The sequence below is a fragment of the Bordetella ansorpii genome (assembly GCF_900078705.1).
Classification (GTDB): domain Bacteria; phylum Pseudomonadota; class Gammaproteobacteria; order Burkholderiales; family Burkholderiaceae_B; genus Bordetella; species Bordetella ansorpii_A.
In genome coordinates, this window is record NZ_FKIF01000007.1 from 893,705 (window position 1) to 910,869 (window position 17,165).

The 17,165-nt window shown below is 69.0% G+C and carries 14 protein-coding genes; 7 read left to right on the plus strand and 7 right to left on the minus strand.

What is annotated here, in order from left to right:
* Positions 1-101: 101 nt before the first annotated feature.
* Together A6745_RS19710 and A6745_RS19715 are read left to right on the plus strand one after the other, a co-directional pair.
* Complete coding sequence (locus tag A6745_RS19710) at positions 102-1,835, plus strand: ArnT family glycosyltransferase (protein ID WP_066130825.1); 1,734 nt, start codon at positions 102-104, stop codon at positions 1,833-1,835.
* Between the two features lie 6 nt (positions 1,836-1,841).
* Complete coding sequence (locus A6745_RS19715) at positions 1,842-3,257, plus strand: MATE family efflux transporter (protein ID WP_066130826.1); 1,416 nt, start codon at positions 1,842-1,844, stop codon at positions 3,255-3,257.
* Between the two features lie 199 nt (positions 3,258-3,456).
* Here the strand turns inward: A6745_RS19715 and A6745_RS19720 are convergent, their stop codons facing one another.
* From A6745_RS19720 to radA, 3 genes are all read right to left on the minus strand, one after another.
* Positions 3,457-3,654: a hypothetical protein gene (locus A6745_RS19720; RefSeq protein ID WP_066130827.1), complete on the minus strand. Its 198-nt coding sequence runs from the start codon at positions 3,652-3,654 to the stop codon at positions 3,457-3,459.
* A gap of 164 nt (positions 3,655-3,818) precedes the next feature.
* Positions 3,819-4,595, minus strand: a complete 777-nt coding sequence (locus tag A6745_RS19725) for a sulfite exporter TauE/SafE family protein (RefSeq protein WP_066130828.1) — start codon at positions 4,593-4,595, stop codon at positions 3,819-3,821.
* Positions 4,592-5,956: a DNA repair protein RadA gene (gene radA / locus A6745_RS19730; RefSeq protein ID WP_066130829.1), complete on the minus strand. Its 1,365-nt coding sequence runs from the start codon at positions 5,954-5,956 to the stop codon at positions 4,592-4,594. The genes A6745_RS19725 and radA overlap by 4 nt, the downstream gene beginning before the upstream one ends.
* 115 nt (positions 5,957-6,071) lie before the next feature.
* Between radA and A6745_RS19735 the strand changes: the two genes are divergently transcribed.
* From A6745_RS19735 to A6745_RS19745, 3 genes are all read left to right on the plus strand, one after another.
* The gene (locus tag A6745_RS19735) at positions 6,072-7,877 is read left to right on the plus strand and encodes a vWA domain-containing protein (RefSeq protein WP_066130830.1); all 1,806 of its coding nucleotides are present in this window, start codon (positions 6,072-6,074) and stop codon (positions 7,875-7,877) included.
* A 160-nt stretch (positions 7,878-8,037) separates the two neighbouring features.
* Positions 8,038-8,616 (plus strand): RNA polymerase sigma factor, encoded by a 579-nt coding sequence (locus tag A6745_RS19740; protein ID WP_066130832.1) that lies wholly within the window; start codon positions 8,038-8,040, stop codon positions 8,614-8,616.
* Positions 8,613-9,554: a hypothetical protein gene (locus A6745_RS19745; RefSeq protein ID WP_066130834.1), complete on the plus strand. Its 942-nt coding sequence runs from the start codon at positions 8,613-8,615 to the stop codon at positions 9,552-9,554. The genes A6745_RS19740 and A6745_RS19745 overlap by 4 nt, the downstream gene beginning before the upstream one ends.
* An 83-nt stretch (positions 9,555-9,637) precedes the next feature.
* Here A6745_RS19745 and abc-f read toward each other — a convergent pair whose 3' ends face one another.
* The 4 genes from abc-f to A6745_RS19765 all read right to left on the minus strand — a co-directional run bounded on the left by abc-f (position 9,638) and on the right by A6745_RS19765 (position 14,717).
* On the minus strand, positions 9,638-11,272 hold the full coding sequence (gene abc-f, locus A6745_RS19750) for a ribosomal protection-like ABC-F family protein (protein ID WP_066130839.1): 1,635 nt from the start codon (positions 11,270-11,272) through the stop codon (positions 9,638-9,640).
* Between the two features lie 328 nt (positions 11,273-11,600).
* Positions 11,601-12,317 carry an SDR family oxidoreductase gene (locus A6745_RS19755; protein ID WP_066130842.1) on the minus strand — a complete coding sequence of 239 codons (717 nt, stop codon included), beginning with the start codon at positions 12,315-12,317 and terminating at the stop codon, positions 11,601-11,603.
* Between the two features lie 231 nt (positions 12,318-12,548).
* Positions 12,549-13,679, minus strand: coding sequence for an alanine racemase (alr, locus tag A6745_RS19760; RefSeq protein WP_066130845.1), 1,131 nt, complete (start codon positions 13,677-13,679; stop codon positions 12,549-12,551).
* Positions 13,680-13,751: 72 nt separating this feature from the next.
* Complete coding sequence (locus A6745_RS19765; protein WP_066130847.1) at positions 13,752-14,717, minus strand: LysR substrate-binding domain-containing protein; 966 nt, start codon at positions 14,715-14,717, stop codon at positions 13,752-13,754.
* A 299-nt stretch (positions 14,718-15,016) separates the two neighbouring features.
* On the opposite strand from A6745_RS19765, the gene A6745_RS19770 reads away from it, so the two are divergent.
* The gene (locus A6745_RS19770; RefSeq protein ID WP_066130850.1) at positions 15,017-16,009 is read left to right on the plus strand and encodes an N-carbamoyl-D-amino-acid hydrolase; all 993 of its coding nucleotides are present in this window, start codon (positions 15,017-15,019) and stop codon (positions 16,007-16,009) included.
* A 19-nt stretch (positions 16,010-16,028) separates the two neighbouring features.
* A complete protein-coding gene (locus A6745_RS19775) occupies positions 16,029-17,066 on the plus strand; it encodes a threonine ammonia-lyase (protein ID WP_082853194.1) in 1,038 nt (345 codons plus the stop codon).
* Positions 17,067-17,165 lie beyond the last annotated feature (99 nt).

Here is a 17,165-nt window from a genome sequence, read left to right on the forward strand (position 1 = left end):
AGAAAAGCAGCCCAGGCGGGCTGCTTTTTTTTCTCCGCGCCCTCACGGTCCGTCCTCAATTTTCGTCAACACACCCGCCCGCGTCGATTACATTTAGCTCCGTGCCTCCCATTTCGCGATCCACCCCTGCCCGCCTGACCATACTGGGCGCAGCCAAGCTGCCCCGCCTGGTGCTGCTGAGCCTGTCGCTGGCCTATATCGTGGCCGGCCTGTTCATGCGCGACCCCTGGAAGACGGACGACGCGGTGGGACTGGCCACCATGCTGACCGCGTTGCGCGAGGGCGGCGCGGCATGGCTGCTGCCCCAGGTGGGCAACCTGGCGCACGCCGAGGAAGGTCCGCTGCTGACCTGGGTAGGGGCCATCTCGGTCTGGCTGTTCGGCCCGCTGGTGGGCGACATCACCGCCGGACGCCTGCCCAACGTGATGTGGTTCGGCATGACCGCCGCCGGCATCTGGTACGGCACCTATCTGCTGGGCCGCCGCGCCGAAGCGCAACCGCTGGCCCTGCCGTTCGGCGGCGAACCGGAACCGCGCGACTACGGCCGCATGCTGGCCGACGCCGCGCTGCTGCTGCTGCTGGCCATGGTCGGCATCCTGCAGCGCATCCACGAGACCTCCGTCGTGCCGCCCATCATGGCCTGCGGCGCGATGGCGTTCTATTCCCTGGCGCGCATGATCGACCGGCCGGTCATCGGGTCTCTGACGCTGGTCCTGGCGCTGGCCGGCAGCTTCCTGACGCGCGGATGGGTCGGCGCCATCCCGATCATGCTGTCCGCGCTGCTGGCCTTCCACCCACGCAGCATGCTGTGGCTGCGCGTGCGCTGGCTGCCCGTCATCATCCTGCTGACCGCCGCCCTGATCCTGGCGTGGTGGATTCCGGCGGCCAACACCAGCGAATATTGGATCCGCAACTGGAAGGCCTGGAACGTCAGTTCGTTCTCGATGCCGCTCCTGGGCCTGTCGATGCGCACGCTGCGCGACCTGCCCTGGTATCTGTGGCCCGCCTGGCCGCTGGCGCTGCTGGCCATCTGGCGCTGGCGCAACTGGCTCTACTCGCCGCACATCTGGCTGGCGATGATGCAGTTGATCTGCGCACTGCTGCTGCTGTTCTTCCTCGAAGAGCCCAGCGACTCGGAGTACGTGCTGCTGGCGGTGCCCTGCGCCACGCTGGCCGCGTTCTCGCTGCCCACGTTGCGGCGCGGCGTGATCAATACGCTGGACTGGTTCGCCGTGATGTGTTTTTCACTGACGCTGGCCACCGCCTGGCTGGGCTGGGTGGCGCTGCACTTCGGCTGGCCGCCAAAGATCGCCCATAACATCGCGCGCCAGACCACGGGCTACGAGCCCACCATCGGCTGGATCGCCGTCCTGCTGTCGCTGGCCGTCACGGCGGCCTGGGTGCTGCTGGTGAAATGGCGCCTGAGCGAGCGCCCGGCGGCCCTGTGGCGCGGCACCGTGCTGTCGGCCAGCGGCCTGACCGCCACCTGGATCCTGCTGGTGCTGCTGTGGCAGCCGGCCGTCGACTACGCGCGCAGCTACCGCACCGTGTCGGGCGAACTGACGGCAGCCCTGCGAGCCAACCTGCGGCCCGGCGAATGCGTGCGCGGCCTGAGCCTGGGCGCCGGCCAGCGCGCGTCCTTCCTGATCTTCGACAACCTCACTTTCCCCTACGACGGACGTTGCACGCTGGTGCTGCAGCAGACCACCAACAACAGCCTGCGCGACGGCACCGCGGCCTACAGCGACCAGGACGTCGAAGAGCTCTGGCGCGGTGGCCGCCGCGCCGACCGCAACGAAGTGTTCCGCCTGCTGCGCGTCCCGCCCAACCGGTAAGGTCCCATGGCTGCCGGCGGTTCCCTCATGAGTTTCGGGGGCACGATGCGCAACATCGTGCGCCAGGCCTGGCCCGTGCTGGTCAGCCAGTGGGCCGGCATCGCCTTCGGCGTGCTGGACACCGCCATGACCGGCCACGCCAGCGCGCAAGACCTGGCGGCCATGTCGCTGTCGGTGTCGGTCTACATCACCGTGTTCGTCGGCCTGATGGGCGTGGTGCACGCGCTGATCCCGATCCAGGCCCAGCACTTCGGCGCCGGGCGCCACGATGAAGTGGGCCGGGCATGGGGCCAGGGCATCTGGCTGGCGCTGGGCCTGTCGGTGCTGGGCGCGCTGCTGATGCTGTTTCCGGACCTGTGGCTGTCGCTGTCGGGGCCGGTGGATGAAGACGTGCGCCACAGCATGGCCGCGTACCTGCGCGCGCTGGTGGTGGCCCTGCCCGCCTCGCTGATGTTCCGCACCATCTACGCCCTGGGCGCGGCCGTGTCGCGGCCCAAGATCGTCATGTCCATCAACCTGGGCGGCATCGGGCTGAAGGCGACGTGCAACTGGCTGCTGATCTACGGCAAGCTGGGCCTGCCCGCGCTGGGCGCCACCGGCGCCGGCATCGCCACCGCCATCACCTACTGGACCAGCCTGATGATCGGCCTGTGGGTGATCCGGCACGACGCGTATTACCGCCGCTTCGATCTGCGGCTGGGACGGCCGCGATGGCTGCAGCAGAAGGAACTGCTGCGCCTGGGCCTGCCCATGGGCGGCTCGTACCTGGTCGAGGTCTCGGCGTTCACCTTCATGGCCTTGCTGGTGGCGCGCGAAGGCACGCACGTGCTGGGCGGCCACCAGATCATGTCGAATCTGGCCGCGCTGTGCTACATGATGCCGATGGCGCTGGGCGTGGCCACCGGCGCGCTGGCGGCGCAGAACATCGGCGCGGGCAATCCGGCGCAGGCGCGGCGCACGGGCCTGGCCGGACTGGCCCTGGGCCTGATCGGCGCGCTGCTCACCTCCGCCGTGCTGCTGGTCGGCCGCCAGCCCATCCTGGCCGCCTACACCAGCGACGCGCAGGTGGCCGCGGTGGCCGGCAGCCTGCTGGCCATGATTCCGCTGTTCCACCTGTGCGACTCGATGCAGTGCATCAACTCGTACCTGCTGCGCGCCTACAAGGTGGCGGTGGTGCCGCTGCTGCTTCAGGTGCTGGCGCTGGGCATCGTGGGCCTGCTGGGGGGATGGTGGCTGGGCTTCGGCCCGGGCCGCGGCGGGCTGGACTGGCTGCGCCTGGCGATCATGCCGCACTCGCCGCAAGGCGCGGGCACGATGTGGCTGATGGCGATGGTGGGATTGGGACTGTCGGCGCTGCTGCTGCACGCCTGGTACTGGCGCACGCTGCGCGGGACGATGCCGGCGGCGCCCGCCTTGCGCTGAACCCCGCTGGGGGGCATCGCCGTCGCTGGCCGCTGCGGCGATCAAGAGTGCCCCGTGCGCTGTCCCCGGGATACGTGCCATGCGGGCATATCCAGGGGACAGCGCACGAGCACACGGCATGCCGGCCCTCCGCATACAACAACTACCGGCGAAGGTCTTGCAGGACGGAAGACCGGCCTGCCGTGTTCGGTTCAGGGAGTTACTTGGCGGGAGTGGCCGTATTGGCCTTCTTGGCGCTGGCCTTGTGGGCATGCGCCTTGTGCTTGGCCGTCTTGGCCGATGCGTTGCTCGCGCCCTCGGCACTCGATGGCGCGGCGAAAGCCGAGGGCGCAGCCGCCAGGCCCAGGCAAAGCGCCGAGGTGGACAGGAACGCGGCAATACGCGATTGAGTCGTCATGGTGGGAACTCCTTCTTCAATCACACGGCAGGCGGAAGTGCCTTGGTGCGTGTGTAAGACCTTGGAGTGCGGACGCCGCGCAAAAATCCTGGAATATCCGCACTTTTACGGATGGTTGCGACGCTGTCAGCGCGCTGACTTGCCGGATGCCAGCAGCCCCGGACCTACGATTCGTAGATCAGCAAGGCCACCGTGGCGAACAGCATGATGGCGAAGGCCGCTCGCAGGCCGCGCTCGGGCAGGCGATAGGCCAGCCGCACGCCGATCGGCACCAGCGCCAGGCTGCCCAGCGCCAGCGGAACGCCGACCGTCCAGTCGGCCTGCCCGGCCCAGGCATAGGTGATCAGCGCGATGGTGGAGCCGGGGATGACCATGGACAGCGCCAGCGCCTGCGCGGTGGTCTGCGGCAGGCGGAACACGGTGGTGATGATGGGCACGGCCAGAATGGCCCCGCCCACGCCGAAGAAACCGCCCAACGTGCCCGCGACCACGCCCAGGGCCGCCGCGCGCGCGGGCGTGAACTCCGGCGCCGCGGGTTGTGGCGTGGCGCGCACCGGCGCGGGACGGCCGCGGCGCCAGGTCTGGTACAGATAGAACAGGCCCACGCAGAACAGGAACCCCGCGAAGCTCTGCCGCAGCGTGCTGGAGGGGATGCCCAGCGCCAGCCGCGCGCCGACCCAGGTGAAGGCCACGGCCCCGGCGGCGCCCGCCGCGGCCACGCGCAGGTCGAAGCGCGCCTGCTGGTGATACTTGCGCACCGCCACCATGATGGTGGGCAGCACCATGATGAGCGCGGTGCCCTGGGCTTCCTGCTGGGACATGCCCAGCAGCAGGGCCAACGCCGGAATGGCGATCAGCCCGCCGCCGATGCCCAGCACGCCGCCCAGGAAACCGATGGAAGCGCCGCCGGCCAGGCAGGCGGTGACGACGGCGATGCTCATCGCAGCTTTTCCAGGGCGTCTTCGAGGCGGTCGACGGCCCAGATCTCGAGTCCTTCGATCGGTTGGCGCGGCGCATTGGCCTTGGGGATCAGCGCGATGCCGAAGCCCAGCTTGGCGGCTTCGCGCAGGCGCTCCTGGCCGCGCGGCGCGGGCCGGATCTCGCCGGCCAGGCCCACTTCGCCGAAGGCGACCAGGCCACGCGGCAAGGGCCGGTCGCGCAGCGACGACATGATGGACAGCAGCACCGGCAGGTCGGCCGCGGGCTCGGTGATGCGCACGCCGCCCACCGCGTTGACGAAGACGTCCTGGTCGAACGTGGACACGCCCGCATGCCGGTGCAGCACCGCCAGCAGCATGGCCAGGCGGTTGCCTTCCAGGCCGACGGTGAGGCGGCGCGGATTGGGCGCGTGCGAACTGTCGACCAGCGCCTGGATCTCGACCAGCAGCGGCCGCGTACCCTCTTGCGTGGCCATGACGCACGAGCCCGCCACCTGCTGCGCATGCTGCGACAGGAACAGGGCCGAGGGGTTGGCCACGCCGCGCAGGCCGCGGTCGGTCATGGCGAACACGCCCAGCTCGTTGACGGCGCCGAAGCGGTTCTTGAAGGCGCGCACCAGGCGGAACGACGAATGCGTGTCGCCTTCGAAGTACAGCACGGTGTCGACGATGTGTTCGAGCACGCGCGGGCCGGCCAGCGCGCCGTCCTTGGTGACGTGGCCGATCATCACGATGGTGATGCCGGTCTGCTTGGCCAGGCGCGTGAGCTGCGCGGCGCACTCGCGCACCTGCGAGACCGAGCCGGGCGCGGCGGTCAGTTCGCCGCTGTACAGCGTTTGAATGGAGTCGATGACGGCGACGGAAGGCTTCTGCTCGGCCACGGCGGCCTGGATGGCCTCCAGCCGGATCTCGGCCAGCAGGTCGACCCGGCCGGTGGCCAGTTCGAGCCGGCGCGCGCGCAGCGCCACCTGTTCGGCGGATTCTTCGCCGGTGACGTACAGCACGCGCACGGTGGCCGACAGCGAGGCCAGGGCCTGCAGCAGCAGCGTGGACTTGCCGATGCCGGGATCGCCGCCGATGAGCACGACGGCGCCCGGCACCAGGCCGCCGCCCAGCACGCGGTCGAATTCGTCCAGCCCGGTGGGCTGGCGCGGCGTTTCGCGCGCCTCGATGTCGGACAGGCTGCGCACCGGCGCGGAATGGGCCAGCGGCGCATAGCGGTGCGAGGCCGCGGCGGCGGAAGCCGGCTTCTCGACGGTTTCTTCCAGGGTGTTCCAGGCTTCGCAGTGGGGGCAGCGTCCCAGCCATTTGGGAGAGATGCCGCCGCATTCGGCGCAGACGTAGACGGTTCGTGACTTGGCCATGGCGGCAGTTTACCGGGATCGGCCACCCCGATACGTTTGCTTGCACCTTTGTTCAACCCCTTTTTGTCCCGCCGCGCGTTCAAGGGAATACGGCCCCGCCAAAAAGGAAACCGCCATGAACGCCTCGTCCCGCTCCGCACGCTTTGTCTGCACCACGTTGATGGCCGCGCTGCTGGCCGCCTGCAACCACTCCGGCGCGCCCACTGGCGGCGCGCCTTCGGGCTCGGCGTCGCGGCCCGTTGCGCAAGCCGCTTCCGATGATCGCCTGCGGAAACCTGCCCCCCGCCCGCGAGCGGAGCAGCGCGAGCAACAGACCTCGCCCGCCGCGTCGCTGCGGCCGCTGGCAGAACCCGTCCCGCCCCCGCCGCCCAGCCCCATGCCGGCCAGCGCCACGCAACGCATGAAGATGGACAGCGCGGTCTCGGGCTACGCCCCTGCCGGCGGCATCGTGGCTGCCGAGATGCTGCCCGCCGAACCGGACAACGAACGCTACGGCGCCTACACGGACAACCCGGTCCACCTGGCCGCCGAGCAGCCCGTGTCGACCTTTGGCGTGGACGTGGATACCGGCTCGTACGCCAACGTGCGGCGCCTCTTGAACGAAGGCCGCCTGCCGCCGCAGGATGCCGTGCGCAGCGAGGCCTTCATCAACTACTTCGACTATGGCTATGCCGCGCCCGAGCGGCGCGAACAGCCCTTCGCCGTGACCACCGAACTGGCGCCCGCGCCGTGGAACCCGAAGCGCCAACTGCTGATGGTGGGCATCCAGGGCTACAAGGTGGCGCCCGAGGCCATCCCCGCGTCGAACCTGGTGCTGCTGATCGACACCTCGGGCTCGATGGCGGACAAGAACAAGCTGCCGCTGCTGAAGGCCGCGCTGCGCCAATTGGTGAACAATCTGCGTCCCGAGGACCGCGTGGCGATCGTGACGTATGCGGGATCGGCCGGCGTGGCCCTGCCCTCGACCCCGGCGCGCGACAAGGCCAGCATCCTGGCCGCCATCGACGGGCTGCGCGCCGCCGGTTCGACCAACGGCGCGGCGGGCCTGGACCTGGCCTATGCGCAGGCCGCGCAGGGCTTCGTGAAGAACGGCGTGAACCGCATCCTGCTGGCCAGCGACGGCGATTTCAACGTGGGCACGGTGGACCTGCGGGCGCTGAAGGACAAGATCGGCGCGCAGCGCAAGCGCGGCATCGCGCTGACCACGCTGGGCGTGGGCAGCGGCAACTACAACGACGCGCTGGCCATGCAGCTGGCCGATGCCGGCAACGGCAGCTATCACTATCTGGACAATCTGACCGAGGCGCGCAAGGTGTTGTCGCGCGAACTGGGCGCGACACTGCTGACCATCGCGGGCGACGTGAAGGTGCAGGTGGAGTTCAACCCCGCCGCCGTGGCCGACTACCGCCTGATCGGCTACGAAAAGCGCGCCCTGGCGCGTGAAGACTTCAACAACGACAGCGTGGATGCCGGCGAGATCGGCGCGGGCGCGAGCGTGACGGCGCTGTACGAGATCACGCCGGTGGGCGCGGAGGCGCCGCGCGTGGAGCCGCTGCGCTACGGCGCGGCGCAGGGCCGCGAGATGCCGGCGCTGGGCAGCGGCGCGGCACCGCGCGGCGCCTCGGAAGTGGCGTATCTGCGCCTGCGCTACAAGCTGCCGGGCCAGGACCGGAGCAAGCTGGTCGAGCAGGCCGTGTCGGCCGATGCCAGCGCGGCGCCCAGCATGCGCCTGCAACGCGCGGCGTCGGCGGCGGCCTTCGCGCAGTGGCTGCGCGGCGGCAAGTACCTGGATGGCTACACGCCCGCCCAGATCGCCACGCTGGCCCGGGGTGCGCGCGGCAATGACCCGTATGGCCTGCAGGCCGAGTTCGCCAATCTGGTCGAACTGGCCGGTACGCTGGGCACGCCCGCCGTGCGTTGACCGGTTGCGCTGGCAAGCGTCCGGGGGGTCGTGCTCCTGGACCGCCCCTCGCCCCTGGTTCGGATTTTCCATGCCGTACGCCGCCTCGTCCTTGCCGGCCGCCGTCTGTGCGCCCGTGGCGTCATGCGCCGGTTTCCATCCGGAGATACACTGCCCGGCCATGGACACGACGCACGCCGACGACGACGAATCGCTGATGCTCGCCTACGGCACCCGGGGCGACACGGCGGCGTTCGACACGCTGTATGCGCGGCATCGCGCCGGGTTGTACCGTTATCTGCTGCGCGGCACGCGCAATGCCCAGGTGGCGGACGATCTGTTCCAGGAGACCTGGAGCCGCGTCATCGATGCGCGCGCCCGCTACCGACCCGAGGCCCGTTTCTCGACCTGGCTGCTGCGGATCGCGCACAATCTGGTGGTGGACACGTATCGCCGCCAGCCGGCCCGCGCCACGGTCGACGATGCCGAAGAGGTGCTGGCGGCCCTGCCCGCGCCCGAGCACGAACAGCCCGAGCAGCAGGTGTCGCGGTTCCAGGCCAGGCGCGGCCTGCAGTTGGCCATCGAGCAACTGCCCGACGAACAGCGCCAGGCGCTGCTGCTGAAATGGGAGCATGACCTCAGCGTGGAAGACATCGCACAGATCACCGGCGCGCCGCGCGAGACGGTGAAATCGCGGCTGCGTTACGCCATCGGCCGCATCCGCGATGTGCTGGGCGCCAACGCCAGGAGCGGATCATGAACGCGCCACTGCCTCCGGACGACGATTTTCTGGACGACGACAGCGACCTGAGGGCGCTGTATGGGAAGCTGCCTGCGGCTGAACCGCCTGCGGCGCTGGATGCGCGCATTCGTGCGCAGGCGCACGCGGCGGCGCAGGGCGATCAGCGGGTGCGAAGCAGGACGCGCCGGCTTCATCCGGGGTGGGCGATTGCTGCTTCGGTAGTGTTGGCCAGTGGGTTGATACTGATGACGGATCTGTCGCAGCAGGCGGATCAGGCCGGGCAGGCTGCCGCGCCGGGTATCGATGCCGAACTGGCGCAACCGCCGCAGTTGCGGGAGATGGCGCCTGCGCCGGCGCCTGTGCCGCCTGCGGAATTGCGGCGTGCGGGACAGTCCGCGCCGCAGCCGGAATCGCGGATGCGGCGCAGTGAGGCGCCACCGCCGCCGCCTGCTCCGGCAGCCGCCCCCAGGCCCGAGCCCAAGCCCGGCGCGGGGATCACGCCCGATGCCGTGGCGCCCTCCGTCCGGCCATTGGCGCCGCCTTCGCTGGCGCCCGCGCCGTATGGAAGCCATGCGCCGCCCCGGCAGCCGGCACCGGCCCAGCAAGCAGAATCCGCGGCATCCCTGGCAGAGGCCCCTACGATGATCGGTTCGAGCGGGGCGGGCGCCATGCAGGCGCCGGATGACGCCCGCGCGCAGGCCGTGCAGAAGGCCCAGGCGAAAAATGCCCAGCGCGCCGAAGCCGTCCAGGACGAACGCAAGACGATACGCTCGCTGGCGCCGCGCAACGTGGCAGCCACCGCCGAGCAGCAGGTCGAACGCGTGCGCGCCATGCTGAAGGCAGGCAAGCACGAGCAAGCCGTGCAGGCGCTGCAAGCACTGCGGCAGGCTTGGCCGGAGTACGAGATTCCGCAGGATCTGCGTGGCCTGCTGCCAAGAGACAGTGCGCCTCGCTGAAGCGTTTCGGCAGCGAGGGAGCCACGTACCGGCCTGGCCGGCCAGCAGTCCTGCCATCAAGGACCGGGCGCAGGCGGCGCGCCTTATTGCAGGGCCGCGTTGGCCTTGGCGTTCAGCTTGGTCTTGAATAGCCAGTCGCGGTAGTCGTTGAGGTCACCGTCGAAGGGTTCGACCTTGCCGTCGGCCACGATGACGAACTGGTCGGTGGTGGCGCGCAGCAAGTGGCGATCGTGCGACACCAGCACCAGGGTGCCCTCGAACTGCGCCAAGGCCATGGTGAGCGCTTCGCGGGTTTCCAGGTCCAGGTGATTGGTCGGTTCGTCCAGCAACAGCAGATTGGGCCGTTGCCAGACGATGAGCGCCAAGGCCAGGCGGGCCTTCTCGCCGCCCGAGAAGGGCGCGATGCTGCTGGTCGCCATCGCCCCCGCGAAGTTGAAGCCGCCCAGGAAATTACGCAGTTCCTGTTCGCGCGTGCCGGGGGCCAGCTTGACCATGTGCCACAAGGGCGATTCATCGTGGCGCAGCATCTCGACCTGATGCTGGGCGAAATAGCCGATCGACAGGCCCTTGCCGAAAATGGCCTCGCCGCCCAGGGCCTGCAATTCCCCGGCGATGGTCTTGATGAAGGTGGACTTGCCCGCGCCGTTCACGCCCAGCAGCCCGATACGCTGGCCGCCCTGCAGCGAAAAATTGATGTCCTTGATGACGATCTTGTCGGCACCGCCGGTGTCCGTGGCCGGGTAACCGGCCTGGACGGCCTCCATGCGCAGCAGTGGATCGGGAGCGCGGTCCGGCTCCCGGAATTCGAAGGAAAACTCTGCCGCGGCGCGCAATGGGGCCAACTCTTCCATCTTCGCCAGCGCCTTGATCCGGCTTTGCGCCTGGCGCGCTTTCGAGGCCTGGGCCTTGAAACGGTTGATGAACGATTGCAGATGCGCGCGTTGGCGCAACTGCTTTTCGATGGCGCCGGCCGCCAATTCCAGTTGCGCGGCGCGCTGGCGTTCGAAGGCGGAATAATTGCCCGCATAGCGCTTCAGTTTGCGCTCATCCACGTGAACCACCACGTTGACCACTTCGTCGAGAAAGTCGCGGTCATGCGAAATCACCAGCAACGTGCCGGGATAACGCTTCAACCAGTCTTCCAGCCACAGGATGGCATCCAGATCCAGGTGGTTGGTGGGTTCGTCCAGCAGCAGCAGTTCGGACGGGCACATCAGCGCTTGCGCCAGGTTCAGCCGCATCCGCCAGCCACCCGAAAAGCTGGTCAGGGGCTGGTCCATCTGCGCCATCGAGAAGCCCAGGCCGGTAAGCAGCTGTTCCGCCCGCGAGCGGACGGTGTAGGCGTCGGCATCCGCCAGGGCGCCGTACAGCTCGCCGATCAACAGGCCGTTTTCGGGCGTGTCGGCAGCGGCTTCCACCTCGGCCAGCCGGGCTTCCAGGCGGCGCAGTCCCACATCGCCGTCGATCGCGTAGTCGATGGCCGAGCGATCCAGCGCTGGCGTTTCCTGCGCCACGTAGGCCACGCGCCAGTTCGGCGGGTAGCTCAGATCCCCCTGGTCGGCGTGCAGTTCGCCGCGCAGCAGGGCGAACAGGCTGGACTTGCCCGCGCCATTGGCGCCGATCAGGCCGATCTTGTCGCCGGGGTTGAGGATGAGGTCGACTTTTTCCAGCAAGGGCTTGACGCCTCTTGCCAGCGAGACTTGCTGAAACCGGATCATGCAGGGAAGGGCCGCGAGGGCATAGGAGTGATGCCGCAAACCGGCGGGCGAAAGGATAACCGATTCAGGTGACGGCGGCCCGTAACGTATCCGGACTCACTGATTGGATGCCAGGCGGCCGACCCAGAATCCTGATGTGCGAACGTGTGCAGCACGAGATCAACGATCTCCCCCGGAAGGTTGTATGAACCCTGCACGTTCAAGATCGCATCGCCAGGCGCCCGCGCATACGTTTGCAATGATGCACATGACAAAGGCGCATCAGGCATCAGCCTGACACGCCCTCGCATCAACCTCAAAAGGGGCTGCTGCCCCCGACAGCGACCGCCTACCGCCCGCCCAGCGACCCGCCCCCATCCACACCCAGCACCTGGCCGGTGATGAAGCCTGCTTCATCCGACAACAGGAACGCCACCGCCGCCGCCACTTCCGCCGGCGTCCCCAGCCGCTTCATCGGAATCGAACTCAACGTACGCTTCTCGGCATCGCTGCCCGCCGGATGATTCTCGCGGAACAACTCCGTCTCGATCGGCCCCGGCGCCACCGCATTGACCGTCACCCCGTACTCGGCCAGCTCCAACGCCCAGGTGCGCGTACAGCCCACCAAAGCATTCTTCGCGGCCGAATAGCTGGTGCGATCCAGCGAACCATGAATCGCCCGGCTGGTGATGTTGACGATGCGCCCCGTACGACGGACCTTCATCGACTCGACAAACGCCTGCGTCACCTGCACGGCCACGCGCACATTCAAATCCAGCACGCGATACAACGTCGCCAGATCGATTTCACCCAGCGGCTGCGGCGACACCACGCCCACGTTGTTCACCACCGCGTCAACCGGAAACCTCTCGCGGATCTCGCGCAGCACTTCTTCCGTGCGGCCAGCATCGGTCAGATCGCAGGCGTACAGATAGCCTGGAAAATCCACATCGGCGGTATTGCGCGCGATGCCCACGACGTGGCAGCCCAGGTCGGTCAGGCGCTGCGACAGTGCCCAGCCTATGCCCTTGGTGGCTCCCGTCACCAGCACGCATTTGTCCTTCATGGATGCAACCCTTTAACGTTGATCATTATTCATGGCATCGGCGCGCGCCAGCCTGGCGCTGCGTCAGCCACCCAGTAGACACCAAGCCCGGGGCAAATGTCATGCTCTTTGCGTGACAATGCCGCGCACCGAACACGCGCGACAATAAATCCTCGCGCATCAAATCCGCGTCAATAAAACCCTTGCGGCCCCGACGTTCGGCGGCCAGTCAGCCCCGGACAGGCGCATCGGTCAGGGCCGCGTGGCCTGCGGCACGCGCGCAGCCACGGCGCACAGCAATTCGTAGCCGATGGTGCCGGCCGCGCGGGCCACGTCATCGACCGACGGACCGCCCTCGCCCCACAGCGCCACCGGCGCGCCCACGCCAGCCGACGGGGCGGGCCCCAGGTCGACCATCAGCATGTCCATCGAAACCCGGCCCAGCAAACGCGTCGGCACGCCGGCCACGGTGATAGGCGTGCCGGTGCCCGCATGGCGCGGATAGCCGTCCGCATAGCCGCAGGCCACCACGCCCACGCGCATGGCCTGCTCGGTGCGATAGGTGGCGCCATAGCCGATGGCCTGGCCGGCCGGCACGTTCTGCACGCCAATGATCTCGGAACGCAGCGACATGGCGGGCCGCAGGCCGTACGAGGCGGCGGACACGTCGTCGAACGGCGAGGCGCCATACAGGCAGATGCCCGGCCGCACCCAGTGCTGCGTGCCGGCGTCGCCCCGCGCGATCTCCGGGTAGCGCAGCGTGGCGGCCGAGTTGCAGACGCTGACCGGGCCGTTGGCCAGACCGCCGGTGGCCCGGCCGAAGACCTCGAGCTGGCCCGCCACGCCTTCGGGTCCGTCGGCGCAGGCGAAGTGCGTCATGCGGCCCACCGACCCCAGCACGCCCTTGGCATGCAGTTGCACGGCGCGCGCATGGGCCTGTGCGTAGTCGTGCGGCGCGAAACCCAAGCGGTTCATGCCGCTGTTGAGCTTGACCATGACGTCGACGCGGCGCGACAGGCGGGCGGTGGCCAGCATGTCGAGCTGTTCATGCGTATGCACGGTGCTGGTCAGGTGATAGCGGTCGACGAGGTCCAGGTCGGCGGGCTGGAAGAAGCCTTCCAGCAGCAGGATGGGGCCGCCCCAGCCGGCTTCGCGGCAGCGCACCGCCTCGTCCAGGTCCAGCATGGCCAGGCCCTGCGCCGCCGAGAATCCCGCCACCGCGCGCTCGATGCCGTGGCCGTAGGCGTTGGCCTTGATGACGGCCCAGATCGACGCGGGCTGGGCGCCCGCGCGCTCGGCGTCCTGGTCGAGCAGGCGGCGCACCACGGCCAGATTGTGACGCAGCGCGGAAACGGAGACCGAGGCGGAAATGGGACGCGGCATGGCAGGACTTCCAGGAAACAGGACACACGCAAGGCGCGATTTTACCGGGGCGGCCGGTTTTCGGGGACGCCTTCAGGCATCGCCGGCCGGCTCGCCCGGATCCCCCGTGAACGCCTTGGGCCAGCGCTTGAGCACGTGCCGCAGGGCCGAGACGAAGCGCCGCGCCGGCGCCGACAGCGGGCTGTTGGCGGCATGGATCAGTTGGATCTTGTGCGGCAGCAGGGGCTCGATGGGACGCAGCACGAAGTGCTGGCGCGACTCGGGGTGGTAGCCGAACGACTCGATCAGCGCCACGCCCACGCCCTGCCGCACCAGCGCCACGGCCTCGGGCGTGGCGCGCACCTCGATGTCGGGCTTGACCGGCACTTCGCCCGAATCCAGGAAGCGGCTGGCCAGGCGGCCGAACGGGGTATCGGGCTCGTAGCCGATCAGCAGGTGGCCGCGCAGGTCTTCCGCGCGGATGCGCGTCAGGCTGGCCAGCGGATGGCCGCGCGGAATGGCGCAGGCCAGCCAGCCATGGCCGATCTCTTCGGACACGACGTGGGCATGCGCGGGCGGCGCCATCGAGGCGATGCCGAAATCGGCATGGCCCAGCAGCACGTGCGGCAGCAGCATGTCGAAGGCCAGCGGACGGTAGCGGATCTGCGTGCCCGGATGGCGCTCGCGGAAGCGCTGGATGACCAGCGGAATCAGCCATTCGCTGAAGCTGGGACTGGAGACGATGCTGAGCATGCCCTCGGCCCCGCTCGACAGGTTGGCGGCCAGCGCGTTCAGGCGATGCACGCCGTCGAAGATGCGCTCGGCCTCGGCGAACAGGCGGCGCGCCTCGGGCGTGGGATGCAGCCGGCCCTTGACGCGCTCGAACAGCGCGAAGCGCAGGCGGTTCTCTGCCGAGGCCAGCACGCGGCTGATGGCCGGCTGGGTGACGAACAGCATGCGGCCGGCTTCGCTGAGCGAGCCCGTGACCATGATGGCGTGGAAGACTTCGATCTGCCGCAGGCTGAGCCGGCCGACGCCGGGCGGGGAAATGCTGGCCATGGGGAAACGCGATAGGACAGAGGGGGACGCGGGGGGACGCGCGAGGTCCGGATGATGGCCGGACAGTGTGGCGAAAAGGATAGTGCCGGCCATGCTGTTTTGCATAGCGCCTATAACCAAATGCACGCTCCAAAACGGTGCGGCCACCAGGAAATCAGCAAGAATGTCCATTTGAATCATAAGCTTGACGATCCAACGCAAAGCTCAAGAACCCGACCGGATTTCGCAAGGAACGATTTACTTCCCCTCGCCCGCGCCGCATCCTGCAGCCATCGAATCCCCTCTGACAGGATGCCGCCATGTCCCGCACCATCACCGTTGCCGCCGCGCAGCTTGGCCCGATCCAGAAGGCCGAGGGCCGCGACGTCGTCGTTCCCCGCATGCTTCGCCTGCTGGAACGCGCCCACCAGCGCGGCGCCGAGGTCGTGGTGTTCCCCGAGCTGGCGCTGACCACGTTCTTCCCGCGCTGGTACCACGAGGACCTGAACGAGGCCGACCACTGGTACGAGACCAGCCTGCCCAGCCCGGCCACGCAGCCGCTGTTCGACGCCATCCGCAAGTACGGCCTGACGGTCTACCTGGGCTATGCCGAACTGGTCAACGACACCGACGCGCAAGGCGTGGTGAGGAAGCGCCGCTTCAATACCTCGGTGATCATCGCCCCGTCGGGCGAGATCGTGCTGAAGTACCGCAAGGTGCACCTGCCCGGCCACGCCGAATACGCTTCGCACCGCGCGGTGCAGCATCTGGAAAAACGCTATTTCGAAGTGGGCGACCTGGGTTTCCCGGTGGTGCGCGCGCCGGTGGGCGCGGCCGGCCAGCCCGTCAACCTGGGCATGCTGATCTGCAACGACCGCCGCTGGCCGGAAGCCTGGCGCGTGCTGGGGCTGCAGCAGGTCGAACTGGTCATGCTGGGCTACAACACACCCGCCATGAACCAGGACAACAAGGGCTTCGAGGCGCACCACCTGCGCGTGCTGCATTCGCAATTGGCGATCCAGTCCGGCTGCTACCAGAACGCCTGCTTCGGCGTGGCCGTGGCCAAGGCCGGCAAGGAAGACGGACACGAGCTGTTCGGCCACTCGATCATCGTGAACCCGCAGGGCGAGATCATCGCGCTGGCGGCCACCTGGGACGACGAACTGATCGTCGCCGACTGCAACCTGGACCTGTGCGAACTGGGCCGCACCACCGTCTTCAACTTCGAGAAGCACCGCCGTCCCGAAGCCTACGGCCGCATCGTCGAGCAGACCGGCAGCGTGCCGCCCGCCGTCTGGACGCCGTCGCGCTGAACGCCTGCCGGTGAACGCCATGAATCCGACCCTGACCGCCCTGCCCGACGCCATCGACCACGAACTGCTGGGCCGCCTGCGCGTGCCCACGTACGACGACGTGCTGGCCGCCGCGCAACGCATCGCACCGTACGTGCGCCACACGCCGCTGCTGCGCTCGCCGCGCCTGGACGCGCTGGCCGGCGGCCCCGTCTGGCTGAAGCCGGAGAACCTGCAGATCACCGGCTCGTTCAAGGCGCGCGGCGCCTTCAACGCGCTGCTGAACCTGGACGCCGACGCCCGCGAGCGCGGCGTGGTCGCCTATTCCACGGGCAATCACGGCCAGGCCATCGCCTGGGCCGCGCACACGCTGGACATCCCGGCCACCATCGTCATGCCGGTCGACGCGCCGCGGAACAAGGTGGAGAAGGCCGAACGCCACGGCGCCCGCGTGGTGCGCTACGACCGCACCAGGGAAAGCCGTGAAGAGATCGGCATGCGCCTGCTGGCGGAAACCGGCGCGACGCTGGTGCCGCCCGGCGACCATCCCGACGTGCTGGCCGCGCAAGGCACGCTGGCCGTGGAAGCGCTGCGGGACCTGCCGGCCGAGGCCCTGGCCAACCTGGGCCTGTTCGCCACGCCGTGCGGCGGCGGCGGCATGATCGCCGGCTGCAGCCTGGCCGTGCGCGCACTGGCGCCGCAGGCCCGCCTGGTGGCGGCCGAACCCGCGGGCTTCGATGACACGGTGCGCTCGCTGGCCAGCGGCAAGCGCGAGCAAAACGCCCCCGACGCCCGGACCCTGTGCGACGCGCTGCAGGCCGCCACGCCCGCCGAACTGCCCTACGCCATCAATGGCCGCTGCCTGGCCGGCGCGGTGGCGGTCAGCGATGCCGAGGTCGGCGCCGCGATCCGCTACGCGCTGGAAGAACTGCGCCTGGTGGTCGAGCCCGGCGGCGCGGTGGTGCTGGCCGCGCTCTTGGCCGGCCGCATCGACACGCACGGGCGCGACAGCGTCGTGGTGCTGTCGGGCGGCAACATCGACCTGCCGCTGCTGGCGCGGCTGGCGCAACCGCAATAGGCCGCCCGCGCGATCCGTATTACCCGTGGCACCCCAGCGAGAGAGACGGTAGCAACCCCGAGTCCGGCACAGAACCGGAACGCAGGCAGTACCGTGGAC